We start from the raw sequence: 12,804 nt of genomic DNA on the forward strand, positions 1-12,804 counted from the left end.
GCACTGCCGTTTCGTCGTACTCGGATCAGAAGAGCACGACTCCGCGCAGATTCCTGCCCTCGTGCATGTCGGTGAAGCCCTGGGCGATGTCGTCGAGCTTGTAGGTCGAGGTCACCAGCTCGTCGAGCATGAGCTTGCCGGAGGTGTAGAGGTCGATCATCCAGGGGATGTCGGCGGTGGGTGCGAAGGCGCCGAACAGCGAGCCCTGCAGCCGCTTCTGGTAGAGCACCAATTCCAGCGCGCTGATGGGGATTCCGAAGTCCGTCATCTTCCCGAGACCGGTCACCACACAGGTACCGGCCTTCCGGATCGACGAGAACGCCTCCGCGATGTGCTCACCCGTCGTCACACCGACCGTCACGATGGCGGAATCGGCACCCTGCCCGTTGGTGTACGAGCGAGCGATCTCGGTGGCTTCCGCCATGTCCGAGACCGCGTGGGTCGCGCCGAACCGCAGGGCGCTCTCGCGCTTGAACGGCACCGGGTCGACGGCGATGATGTGGGCCGCCCCGGCGTGCGCCGCACCCTGCACGGCGTTGATTCCGATTCCGCCGATGCCCTGCACGATGACGGTCTGGCCGGGATACACCTCGGCGGAGTTGACCGCCGCGCCCCAGCCCGTACCGACGCCGCAGCCGAGAAGGCAGAGCTTGTCGAGGGGAAGGCTCTTGTCGACCTTGATCGCCGAATCGACACTGACCGTGGTGTATTCACTGAACGTCGAGAGCCCGCACGTCTGTGCGACGTCGACGCCGTCCAGACTCAGACGGAAACTCGTCGGGTCGTCCGGGCGACTGCCCGTCATGATGGCGGCACCCCGGTCGCACAGATTCTGCAGGCCCTTGGCGCACCAGCGGCACCGACCGCAGGCAGCCAGGAACGAGAACACCACGTGGTCGCCCTCGCTCCAGCCCGTGGTGCCGGGTCCGACCTGCACCACGACACCGGCGCCCTCGTGGCCACCGCAGATCGGGTAACTGCCCACCGCGTGATCACCGGTGGCGATGTGGTCGTCGGAATGGCAGAGCCCAGCCGCCACCATCCGGACCATCAGTTCGCCGTGGCGGGGCTCGTCCAACTCGAGGTCGGCGATTTCGTAGGTACCGGGTGTGTTGCGGATGATCGCGCCGCGAGTCTTCATGGGTTCTCCTCGGTTTCGGGGGATTCGTGGTGAGAGCGGCCGGTCGTCAGGGAGCGATCTGGGCGGTCATCGCGGCGCGGTATCCCTCACCGTACGGCGGCAACATTCCCCACTCGCGACGCGGATCGTGCTCAGGCGACTCGAAAACCGTGCGGGCATGGCTGAATTCGAGGAAACCTTCACGTCCGTTGTAGTGGCCCATACCGGATCCTCCGACGCCGCCGAACGGCGCGTCGAGCATCCCCGCGTGCATCATCGCGTCGTTGATCGTGACGCCACCGGAAGTGGTGCCCTCGATCACCGCGCGCTGCTCCTCGGAATCCCGGCCGAAGTAGTACAGCGCCAACGGCTTCGGTCCGGCATTGATACGTCCGAGAACCTGATCGAGATCGTCGTACGTCCGAACCACCATGGCCGGTCCGAAGATCTCCTCCTGCGAGATCGCCGCCGATTCCGGTGGGTCGAGCACCAGACGCAGTGGCCGTCGGCGCTCGGTGGTGCTGATCGGCTCGTCGGGAACGACGACGACACGCGCACCGAGATCTGCTGCCTCTCTGACATATTCGTCGACCCGAGCGGCGTGCCGGTCGGCGACGACGGCGATCACGTCCGGGTTGCCGGCCGCGGTGGGCAGCAGTTCCTCGTAGGAGCGCGCGACCGCCGAAAGGAACGACTCCAGGGCTTCCGAGGGAACGTACACGGTGTCGGGGTTGACGCAGAGCTGTCCACCGTTGGTGGCCTTGGCAACCGCGATGCGGAAGGCCGCAGTGTCGAGGTCTGCGGAGCGGCCGATGATCGTGGGCGACTTGCCGCCCAGCTCCAAGGTGACCGGAACGAGATTGCGTGCGGCATTCTCGAGCACCGAGCGGCCCGCTGCCACCCCACCCGTGAACACGATGTGGTCGAACGGCAGCGACGTCAGGGACTGCGCGACGTCGGGTCCGCCGGTGACGACGGCGACGTCGGTGGGGTCGAGAAACTCTGCCGCCGCTTCGGCCAGCACCTGCGCGGTACGCGGGACGACCTCGGACGGCTTGAGTACGGCGCGGTTGCCGGCCGCCAGCACACCGGCGAGGGGACTCATGAGCGTGAACACCGGTGCGTTCCACGTCCCGATGATCGCTACCGAGCCCTTCGGCTGATAGTGCACCGCGGCGGTCGCGCCGAGCTGGTCGTAGGGCGAGAACACCGACCGCTGCTCCGGCTGCATCCACTCGTCGATGTGATCGCGCGAGTACTTCAGCGCAGTCAGAGAGCCGAGCACGTCGTTGACGGTCGAGTATCCCGGGTGACGCCCGCCGAAATCGGCGTCGATCGCCTCGACCAGTTCGTCGCAGCGAGCGAGCATGTCGATCACCCGCTGGATGCGGGCTCGGCGTTCGTCTGCGGAGCTCGTCCGCCGGGTGCGGAACTCTGCCAGCTGGCCCGCGAGAATCTGGTCGGCCGCGAGTCCCGCGTCGGTGTGTGTGGTCATGTGGCCGAGGTTATGACCGGGGTCACACTCCCCGACGCGCGATCCCGGTCATCGGGACCGGCCGACCGGCCCTCAGTTGGCGGAGGTGCCCGCCGGTTCGGGAATGCTCACGGACTCGGGCTGCCGCCGGGGCGGCGCGGCCGTTTCCGGCTGCGCGATCGGCTCCGCCGTGTCAGCGACATCCTCACCGGGCGCTTGCGCAGGCGCTCCGACCGGAACACTCTCGGGCGTCGACGATGCCGGTGCGGGCGCCGGGCTCGCCGGAGCGGGTGCGTCTCCCGCACCCTGGTCGCCCTCGGAATCCGCGCCGTCCTTCTCGTCGGGCTCGACGCACTTGACGACCGGGACGGGGTCGTAGCGCACCGTGCGTGTCGCGTTGGAGATCTGGGCGCCCGTCTTCGCGTCGGTGACGACACGAGTGTCGGAGACGGTGAAGCCCTTCGCTCCGGCCGACGCGATGCATCCCGGGCCGGCCGGCAACGTGATGGTGTTCGGGTCGGTGTAGTTCGTGCGCTCACCCGTGATCGACTGCACGTTCACCGTCTTGGTGCCCCACAGGCGGACGGTGACGTCGGAACTGGTTGTGATCGTCTGGATGAGCACGCCTGTGTCGAACGGGTTGCGGAACTGCAGGTCGATCGCACCTTCGAACACTGTGGCCTCGCGGGCAGCGGGGTACCGGGAGATGTAGTAACTGTGCTCGGTGTGGGCCACGTCCTCCATGCCCGCGAAGTAGGTCGCGTTGTAGAGGGTCGTCGCGAGCTGGCTGATACCGCCACCGACGGCCTTGCCGGGGCGGCCCGCTTCGATGATGCCCGACTCGACGTACCCCTCGGCGGTGCCGCGAGGACCGGTGTAACCGTTGAGGGAGAACGTCTCCCCCGGCTTGACGACCGCGCCGTCGATCTCGGCGGCGGCGAGCCGGATGTTGACGCCGGAGGCGTACTCGAACCCGCCGGTGGTGAACTCACCGATGACCTCGTTGATGCCCAGCTTCTCGGCAGCTTCGGTGGTCAGCTCAGGGTCCACGGTCTGGTACACCGCGTCGACCGCCCGGTCGTCGGTGACGGCGAGCAGTTGCGGGAACGTTTCGAGGGTTTTTGCCCAGTCGACGAGTTCTCCCTTGACGCCGGGGACCACCGCGGGGCTGCCGCCCTGGATCTCGACCCGGGCGTCGCGGGGCTCGGTCTCCGTCGGCTCGAGCTGCGGCGCGAGGATCTCGACCGCTGCCTCCGGGTGGTACTCGGGTGTCAGGCCGCCGTTGCCGTCGGGCACGAACGAGAGCACCGCGCCGATCTGATCGCGGGCCAAGGTCGCCGCAGTCCCGTCCCGGCCGCGCACGACGAGGTCTGCGGAAACCGCAGGCACGGCAATGTCGGCGAGCGCCCGGTCGAGGCCCTCGCGGGTGACGGTCACATCGACCTGCTCGACCGGCAGCGACACTTCCCCGAACGCCCAGCGCTCGGCGAACACGTCGGATGCGGTGGCGATGTCGACGCGCTGCCCGGGCTGCGGGATCACCGGGACGGGCGTGCCGCCCTCGAACACGATGTTGCCCTCACGGGGCGCGTACGCGGCGGCCGCGGTGAACTCGTCGAGAGCAACGACGAGCGCAGCATCGTCGCGGGTGGAGACGACTCCGATCTCCTCGGTGCCGAAGAACGACGCGAGTCGCGCGAAGGGGTTGAGCGGCTGGGATCCGACGCGATCGAGCGTCGCGTCCCAATCGATACCGATGCCCGCCTGAGCAGGCACGATCTCACCGGTCGTTTCTCCCGCGAGCACACGGACGGGCTCGTCGAGCCGTTCTGTGAGCACCTCACGCAGGTGCGCTTCCGCCTCGTCGAGAGGCTCTCCGCCGATCTCGATGCCGGCGACGGTGACCCCACGCGGCACCTTGCCCGAGCTGATGGCGAGGTCTGCGACGTAGAGCACGGCGAGCAGAGCGACGATGCCACCGACCACCAGTGCGACCGTCCGCTTCGGCAATCCGGACCACCACGGGCCCGACCCGTCGCCCGACGACCCGGAGTTGCCTCCGGGCGGCGGGGCCACCGGGGGCGGTGGCGTGGGCGGCGACGCCGGGGGCTGCGCGGGACGGGAATCCTGCGCAGGACGGGAATCCTGCGCGGAACGGGAGTCCTGCGCGGGCCGAGAGTCCTGAGGCTGCGCGGGGCGCGACTCGGAGGTGGGGAGCGGTGTGCTTCCGACGGGCTTCGGGGCCGGGGTATCCGACGAACGCTGGAGCGGGGTGGTGGAGGGCTCCTCGCCGCGACCGGGGCGCTTCACCACCGGAATCACCGTGGTCGGAGCATCGGACGGGGACGGTTCGTCCGTGTCGGGACCGGCGGGCGAGTCCGCGGTGCGACCTGCACGATCGTCCGGCTCGTTCGGAGAGTTGTCACCGGTCGGTGGTGGGGCGAAAGCCGCGAACTGCTCCGTCGGGGCCGACGCGCTGTTGGACTCTTTTTCCGACGAATCCCGCGAGTCGGGCTCCGCGGGCCGAACGTCGTCGTTCTCGTGTTCGGAGCCGTCGGTCCCGTTTGTGCCGCTCACCCAAATCCCTTCACCAACTGGGCGCACGGGGACGGAACCTCGTGCGCCGGTTACCACATCCAGAGTAGTTCCCCGGCTGAGCGCCACTGCGGGCGGAATGCAGAAACCCCGTGTTGCTACCAGGTCGGGGGTCAGGCAGCAACACGGGGTCGACCGGTCTATCGCTGTGCTCGCCGGAGCGTTACAGACCTACCGGAACTTTTTCGAGGCGTGAGCTAGGCCTCGAGAATCGCGGTCACACCCTGGCCACCGGCAGCGCAGATGGAGATGAGGCCGCGGACCGGCCGGCCGGTTTCCTGCATCTTCTCGTGCAGCATCTTCGCCAGCGACGCGACGATGCGTCCACCGGTCGCCGCGAACGGGTGTCCGGCCGCGAGGGACGAACCGTTGACGTTGAGCTTGCTGCGGTCGATCGATCCCAGCGGTGCGTCGAGGCCGAGCTTGCCCTTGCAGTAATCCTCCGACTCGAACGCCTGCAGCGTCGCGAGCACCACGGAGGCGAACGCCTCGTGGATCTCGTAGAAGTCGAAGTCCTGCAAAGTGAGCCCGTTGCGCTGCAGCAACCGCGGGATGGCGTAGGTGGGGGCCATGAGCAGGCCGTCGCCGCCGTGGATGTAGTCGACTGCCGCTGTCTCCGAATCGACGAGGTAGGCGAGAACGGGAAGCTTTCGACTCGCCGCCCACTCCTCCGTCGACAGCAGCGCCGCCGAGGCACCGTCGGTAAGAGGTGTGGAGTTGCCGGCGGTCATGGTGGCGTCGCCGAGCTTCTTGCCGAACACGGGCTGGAGCGTCGACAGCTTCTCCACCGACGAGTCGGGCCGCAGATTGTCGTCGCGGGTGAGGCCGAGGAACGGGGTGACGAGATCGTCGAAGAAGCCGCGGTCGTAGGCGGCGGCCATGTTGCGGTGGCTCGCGACGGCCAGTTCGTCCTGGTCTTCGCGACGAACCCCGAATTCCTTGGCGGTGATCGCGGCGTGCTCACCCATCGACAGGCCGGTGCGCGGTTCGCCGTTGCGGGGGATCTCGATGCCGAGCATCGAGGGCCGCACGTTGCCGAGCAGCTTGGCGCGGGCACCGGCGCTGCGTGCCCGGTTGAGCGAGAGGAGGAATTCGCGGAGCTCGTTGCCCACCGCGATGGGTGCGTCGGAGGTGGTGTCGACACCGCCGCCGATGCCGGCTTCGATGCGGCCGGCGGCGATCGCGTCGCCCACCGAGATGATGGACTGCAATCCGGTGCCGCACGCCTGCTGGAGATCCCAGGCGGGCGTGTACGGGCTCAGGGCGCTGCCCAGGACCGACTCCCGGACGAGGTTGAAGTCGCGGCTGTGCTTGAGGACGGCCCCTCCGACGACTGCGCCGAGGCGCTCGCCCTGGAGGTTGAAGCGGCCGACGAGACCGTCGAGAGTCGCGGTGAACATGTCCTGATTCGATGCGCGCGCGTATTTGCGGTCGGACCGGGCGAACGGGATCCTGTTGCCCCCGAGAACGGCGACACGGCGCTGTTGCGTGGAACGGGCTTTGGTGGTCACTGGTGTCTCCCGGATTCAGATGGACTCGAATTCTGGTTACTATTCTTACTCACGGGTAAGTTTGTTGTCGACCAGTGCATCGACGACCGAAAGAAGAAGGTGGAACCGTGGCAGAAGCCAAGGGCGCACCCAAGCTCTACGCCCAGATCATCTCGTCCGCACCCGGATCCTTCCTCGCCAAGCAGTTCGGCCTGCCGCAGCCCGAGAAGCTCAGGCGCTACCAGCCCGGCGAAGCCGCACTCCCCGGGCCACTCCTTCTCGGCGGCAACGGCCGGCTGATCGATCCGCTCCGGACGCTGCTGAGCGATTACCCGGCAGCCGACCCCGCCGACAGCACCTTCGGCGCCCTCGTCTTCGACGCGACCGGCATCACCGACGCTGCGAGCCTCGAACAGCTTTTCACGTTCTTCCAGCCCGCGATCCGGAATCTCGCGCCCAGCGGGCGCGTCGTGGTGCTCGGCACCACCCCGGAAGAGGCCGCCTCGGTAGACGAGCGCATCGCCCAGCGCGCGCTCGAGGGCTTCACCCGCAGCCTCGCGAAAGAACTTCGCCGTGGCGCGACCGCACAACTCGTCTACGTCTCCCCGAAGGCCTCGACAGGATTGTCGGGTGCCGAATCGACCCTGCGGTTCCTGCTGTCGGCGAAGTCGGCCTTCGTCGACGGCCAGGTCATCCGGATCGGTGAGGGCGACGCCACGGCTCCCGCGTCGTGGGACAAGCCCCTCGCGGGCAAGGTCGCCGTCGTCACCGGCGCGGCCCGCGGCATCGGTGCCACCATCGCCGAGGTGCTCGCCCGCGACGGCGCGACGGTGGTCGCCGCGGACGTCCCCGCCGCCGGAGAGGCGCTCGCTCAGACCGCCAACAAGGTCGGCGGCACAGCCCTCGCACTCGACGTCACCGCGTCCGACGCAGGCGACAAGCTCGCGGCACATCTTCTCGAGCGTCACGGTGGAGCGGACATCATCGTGCACAACGCGGGCATCACCCGCGACAAGCTCCTCGCGAACATGGACGACGCCAAGTGGAACGCCGTGATCGGCGTGAATCTGATTGCGCCCCAGAAGATCACCGACGTCCTCGTCGAGAAGGGCGCACTCAAGGAGGGCGGCCGCGTCGTCGACGTCTCCTCGATCGCGGGAATCGCCGGCAACCGGGGACAAACCAACTACGGCGCATCCAAGGCCGGCGTCATCGGCCTCGTGCAGGCAACCGCCCCGGTCCTCGCTCAGAAGAACATCACCATCAACGCGGTTGCGCCCGGTTTCATCGAGACCGCCATGACCGCGGCCATCCCGCTCGCCACCCGCGAAGGCGGCCGGCTCATGAGTTCGCTGCAGCAGGGCGGCGAAACCGTCGACGTCGCCGAGACGGTGGCCTGGTTCGCGAGCCCCGCGTCGAGCGCCGTGACCGGGCAGGTCGTCCGGGTCTGCGGCCAGTCCATGCTGGGGGCCTGATGGCGGTCATCGAACTCGATTCGAGCCCGTCGGTTCTCGACGTCTACAGCCGGGCGGTGCTTTCGGCACTCCCGGTCGTGGGGGCGAAGGGCGGCACCCTTCCCGACGACACCTTGGTGTTGCGCGGACTGCGCGTCGATCCGGACAACCTCGCCGAGTACGCGAAGGTGTGCGGACTGACGTTCGGAGACACGCTCCCCCTCACCTACCCGTTCATGCTCACCTTTCCCGTAGTCATGAAACTGATGGTCTCCAAGGGGTTTCCCTTCGCTGCCGTCGGATCGGTGCACGCCGAGAACGTGATCGAGCAGCAGCGTCCGATCTCCGTCACCGAACCGCTCGACGTGCGGGTGCATGCGGAGAACATGCGTGAACACCGCAAGGGTGTGCTGGTGGATGTCGTCAGTGAAGTCGCGGTCGGCAGGGAACAGGTGTGGCGGCAGACGTCGACGTTCCTTCATCAGCAACGCACGTCTCTGTCGGGACAGCCCCGGCAGGATCCCCCGAAGGAGGAGATCCCGCCGGTTCCGACTTCCACGTTGAGGGTGGATCAGAAGATCATCTCCCGGTATGCTGCGGTCTCTGGAGACCGGAATCCGATCCACGTCTCTACCTTGGGTGCCAAAGCCTTCGGCTTTCCGAAGACGATCGCCCACGGAATGTGGAGCGCGGCGGCGGCATTGCGCGCCGTCGAGGGCAAGGTCCCGGGAGCAGTGACCTATGCGGTGAAATTCGGTAAGCCGGTGCTTCTTCCGGCGACGGTGAATCTCTACGCGCGGCGCGACGCCGACGGTTGGGATCTCTCGCTTCGCCATCCGAAGAAGCTCTACCCGCACCTCACCGCAACGCTGCGCTGAGCGACAGGAGGGTGGGTACCGGGACGCGATGGGGGCGTCCCGGCACCCGCTCTCCTGTTTTCGATCGCCTGCCCCCTGCCCCTGGGCACCGTGCCGCGGCTTGTTCAGCCGGTCGCTTCCGAGCGTTTCCGGCCGGCGAGCCCACGCCACGCCAGGTTGTCGAGGAGTTCGGCCGCCTTCTCGACATCGATTTCGCCGCCCGCGATCCGGTCGGCGACCGCCTCTCCTGCGCCGACCAGCGCGACGGCCATGATCGTGAAATCCGTCCCCGGTTCCGGGTCTCGGGTGCTCGACTCGAGCAGGTGGGCGGTGAGTTCGATGAGCCGGTCGCGGCTACCCCTCACCTGCCCAGCGAACACCGGCTGCGCGAGCGCCTGACGGTAGAGCACCATCCACGAATTGCGATGCTCGTCGACGAACCCGAGGAATGCCTCGAGCGCGACCCGCAGTTGCTCACGCGGCGAGAGCGCCGGATCTCCGGCGGGGGTGAGCGCTTCGACGAACCGCTGCCCCTCGCGGTTGATGCACGCGGCGAACAGTTCGTCCTTCGACCCGTAATAGAGATAGAGCATGGGCTTCGAGATCGACGCCCGGGCTGCGATGGCATCCATGGACGTGTCGTGGAATCCGTGCTCGGAGAAGACATCCACCGCCGCATCGAGCATCTGCTGCTCCCGCACCGCACGCGGCAATCGCTTGGTTCCGCCGGCCATGGACCCTCCCCACCTCCTCGAATCGGTTTCTTACTCTACGGTAGGGAAGTTTCCGCACAGGCGCGAACACGCGTTTCAGCAGTCGACGGCACCCTTCGCTCGCGCGACCGTGCGGACTGCGTCGTCCACCCGGGACTGCGGCAGTACACCCGACGCCACGGACTGCTCCAGATAGTCGAGAACCTCGGGAACTTCGGCGGTCGTCAGCCACAACGCCTGGTCGACGCCGGCCACCAATGCGGCCTCGACCGCTTCGGTGATGTCGTAGGTGTCGGTGATCGCCCGCATCCCGGACAGATCATCGGTGAAGATCACGCCGTCGAACTCCGGTGCGCCGTACGAACCGGAACGCAGCAACTCCACTGCCTCCGGGCTGATGCTGGCCGGCAGCCCGCCGGTCAGGCCCGGCACATCGAGGTGTCCGAGCATGACTCCGACGTCCGGAGCGACAAGACTGCGGTACGGCACCAGATCGACCTGCTCGAGCTGTTCGAGAGGCGGAGCGGTCACCGCACCGGTGTGCGAATCACCCGACGCCGATCCGTGGCCCGGGAAGTGCTTGAGCACCGGCATGATGCCCGCGTCGCGGAGCCCCTGCGCATAGGCGCCCGCGTACTCGACGACCACCAGCGGATCCGCAGAGAACGAACGGTCACCGATGACGCTGTCGTCGGGCTGGCTGCTCACGTCGACGTCGGGAGCGAAATCGACCGTGATTCCCAGGTCACGTAGTTCCCTGCCGCGCTCGAGCGCCATCCGATAGGTCTGCTCGACGGTCATCGTCTCCGCTGTGACCCGCGCCGACGGGTCCGGGCCAAGCAACGCGCCCACGCGCGACACCCGTCCACCCTCTTCGTCGATGGTGACCATCAACGGCAGCGGGCTCTGCTCGGCGACATCCCGAACCTGCCGCTCGGCCAGCATCGCGGGGTCGGTCCAGCTGCCGATGAAGATGCCGCCGATCTGCTCGGACTGCACGATCGCGAGAGCGTCGTCCGCCCCCGTCACTCCCACGTTGAGCAACTGGGCGAGCTTCTGCCTGCCGGTGAGGGACGCCAGCAGGTCGTCGCCGCACACGGCCGCGGTGGTCGGCAGCGGTTCCGCCGAAGGAGTCGTGACCCGCGACTCCGACGTCGCCGCTTCCTCCGCGCGACTGCTGGAGGCAACGTCCGAACTGTCGTTCGTGGTGCATCCCGCGGCTGCGAGCGCGGCGGTGAGAACGACGGCGAGAGTGTGGCGGGTACGCATCGTTCCGACGGTAGCGGACCGGTGCCACGAACCCTCCCGCAGCCGGTCTGCGCACGCTAAGGTGCACCCGAACATTCGTGCCGGATCCCGTGGTCGACGAGGCCAAGCCGGGGCGCACCCGGACTCACTCGACCCCGTAACACTCGACACAGGAGGTGCCCGGTGGCCGCAGATCTGATTCTCATCGCCTACGACGGATCCGAGAATTCCAAGCGGGCCGTGCAGTACGCAGGGCGGTTCCTCGAGTCGTGCCGGGCGGTGGTCGTCACGGCGTGGGAGCCGATGGTGCGGCAGGCCGCGCGGATGTCGGGACTGTCCGGCGTCATGCAACCCGAATGGGTGCCGGACGAGGACCGCGAGGACATCGCGCTGACCGACGCGAAGGTCACCAACGACGAAGGGCTCGAACTGGCCAACTCGCTGGGCCTGCACGCCGAGGGCCGCACCGTCGAGGTCGTCAACGCGGTGTGGGCGGCGATCGTCGAAGCCGCGGACGAACTCGACGTCGACATCATCGTCGCGGGCACCCGAGGCACCACCGGCCTGCGGTCCCTGCTGCAGTCGTCGGTGGCCGACCACGTCCTGCGCCACAGCCACCGTCCCGTGCTGATCGTGCCACCTGGCCGCTGAGGGCGGCGCGCGCAGGAATATCGTCGAATCACCATGGACGGTTTTCTGCTTTCCCGCGCCGATCGCACCGTGCACGCCACCGGCACGCGTCGTCTCTTCGACGACGTGGCGTCGGCGTCTCGTGCCCTGCACCGCGGGGACGCCGACCTCGTCGTCGGTGCCCTGCCGTTCGACCCGACCCGGCCGGTCGCGCTGGCCCAGCCGGATCACACCGAGATCACCGACGGACCGTGGGAGGCGCCCGACGACCTCCCGGACCTTCCGGAGGTCCAAAGGACGCAGGAGATCCCGCTTCCCCGCGTGCACGTCGCGCGGGTGCGCGCGCTGGTGGAGCGACTCGAACTCGGCGAATTCGACAAGGTGGTCGCGGCCAGGAAGGTCGCGCTCGCGGCGGAGACCCCCATCGACCCGCTCACCCTGGCCGCCCGCATGGTCGCGCGGCACCCGGACGCGGCGACGTTCGCGGTGGATCTGAGTGCGGCGGGCGAACGGTTCTGGGGGCACACCCTGGTCGGGGCGAGTCCCGAGTTGCTCGTCAGCCGCCGCGGGAACACCGTGACGTGCCGGCCCCTGGCCGGAACCGCGGCCCGACGCGAAGACCCCGACGACGACCTGCGCGCCGGCAAGGACCTGCTCGAATCGGAGAAGAACCTCGCCGAGCACCGATACGTAGTCGAATGGATCCGCGCCCGTCTCGCACCGCTGTGCGACGAGCTGACGATCCCGGAAACACCCGAGCTCACCTCCACGCCGGACGTATGGCATCTCGCGACCCCGATCACCGGGAGACTGCGCGACGCCGAGACCGACGCGCTCACCCTCGCGACCGCACTGCATCCCACTCCCGCCGTGGCGGGCACACCCACCGAGGCAGCGATGGACGCCATCGCACGGGTCGAGGGGGACCGCCGGTTCTACGGCGGGGCAGTCGGCTGGTGCAACTCCGACGGTGACGGCGACTGGTTCGTCGCGATCCGCTGCGCCGAGTTGAGTTCCGACTGCCGTCGGGCGATCGCGTGGGGCGGGGGCGGGATCGTCGCCGATTCCGATCCACATGCGGAACTGGACGAGACGACCGCGAAACTGCGCACGCTGCTGGGCGCGCTCGGGGTGTAGTTCCGTATCCGGGTGCGGACGGTCGGACATCGCGCGGTGGGGTGATAGTTTGGCGCGGAGCAATACGACATGCGTCACGAAATGCG

At 68.1% G+C, this 12,804-nt stretch carries 10 protein-coding genes; 4 read left to right on the top strand and 6 right to left on the bottom strand.

Going from position 1 to position 12,804, the window contains the following annotated elements:
- Positions 1–25 precede the first annotated feature (25 nt).
- The 4 genes from RDCOP1_RS17800 to RDCOP1_RS17815 all read right to left on the bottom strand — a co-directional run bounded on the left by RDCOP1_RS17800 (position 26) and on the right by RDCOP1_RS17815 (position 6,700).
- Positions 26–1,141, bottom strand: coding sequence for an NDMA-dependent alcohol dehydrogenase (locus RDCOP1_RS17800; RefSeq protein ID WP_072703361.1), 1,116 nt, complete (start codon positions 1,139–1,141; stop codon positions 26–28).
- A 46-nt stretch (positions 1,142–1,187) separates the two neighbouring features.
- Entirely contained in the window at positions 1,188–2,615 is a 1,428-nt protein-coding gene (locus RDCOP1_RS17805) for an aldehyde dehydrogenase family protein (protein WP_072703364.1), read from the bottom strand.
- A 72-nt stretch (positions 2,616–2,687) separates the two neighbouring features.
- Positions 2,688–5,171, bottom strand: coding sequence for a VanW family protein (locus tag RDCOP1_RS17810; protein WP_174555834.1), 2,484 nt, complete (start codon positions 5,169–5,171; stop codon positions 2,688–2,690).
- Positions 5,172–5,386: 215 nt separating this feature from the next.
- Complete coding sequence (locus RDCOP1_RS17815; RefSeq protein ID WP_072703367.1) at positions 5,387–6,700, bottom strand: acetyl-CoA C-acetyltransferase; 1,314 nt, start codon at positions 6,698–6,700, stop codon at positions 5,387–5,389.
- Positions 6,701–6,807: 107 nt separating this feature from the next.
- Here RDCOP1_RS17815 and RDCOP1_RS17820 point away from each other — a divergent pair, with 107 nt between their 5' ends.
- Both RDCOP1_RS17820 and RDCOP1_RS17825 read left to right on the top strand, forming a co-directional pair.
- Complete coding sequence (locus RDCOP1_RS17820) at positions 6,808–8,154, top strand: 3-oxoacyl-ACP reductase (RefSeq protein ID WP_072703369.1); 1,347 nt, start codon at positions 6,808–6,810, stop codon at positions 8,152–8,154.
- Positions 8,154–9,011, top strand: coding sequence for a MaoC family dehydratase (locus RDCOP1_RS17825; protein WP_072703372.1), 858 nt, complete (start codon positions 8,154–8,156; stop codon positions 9,009–9,011). The genes RDCOP1_RS17820 and RDCOP1_RS17825 overlap by 1 nt, the downstream gene beginning before the upstream one ends.
- A 104-nt stretch (positions 9,012–9,115) precedes the next feature.
- On the opposite strand, the gene RDCOP1_RS17830 is transcribed toward RDCOP1_RS17825, so the two are convergent.
- A complete protein-coding gene (locus RDCOP1_RS17830; RefSeq protein ID WP_072703375.1) occupies positions 9,116–9,724 on the bottom strand; it encodes a TetR/AcrR family transcriptional regulator in 609 nt (202 codons plus the stop codon).
- A gap of 75 nt (positions 9,725–9,799) precedes the next feature.
- A complete protein-coding gene (locus RDCOP1_RS17835; RefSeq protein WP_072703847.1) occupies positions 9,800–10,972 on the bottom strand; it encodes a glycoside hydrolase family 3 N-terminal domain-containing protein in 1,173 nt (390 codons plus the stop codon).
- Between the two features lie 162 nt (positions 10,973–11,134).
- On the opposite strand from RDCOP1_RS17835, the gene RDCOP1_RS17840 reads away from it, so the two are divergent.
- Together RDCOP1_RS17840 and RDCOP1_RS17845 are read left to right on the top strand one after the other, a co-directional pair.
- Positions 11,135–11,602, top strand: a complete 468-nt coding sequence (locus tag RDCOP1_RS17840; RefSeq protein ID WP_072703378.1) for a universal stress protein — start codon at positions 11,135–11,137, stop codon at positions 11,600–11,602.
- A gap of 33 nt (positions 11,603–11,635) precedes the next feature.
- Entirely contained in the window at positions 11,636–12,718 is a 1,083-nt protein-coding gene (locus RDCOP1_RS17845; RefSeq protein ID WP_072703381.1) for an isochorismate synthase, read from the top strand.
- Positions 12,719–12,804 lie beyond the last annotated feature (86 nt).

It is taken from the genome of Rhodococcus coprophilus NBRC 100603 (assembly GCF_001895045.1).
Lineage (GTDB): Bacteria > Actinomycetota > Actinomycetes > Mycobacteriales > Mycobacteriaceae > Rhodococcus > Rhodococcus coprophilus.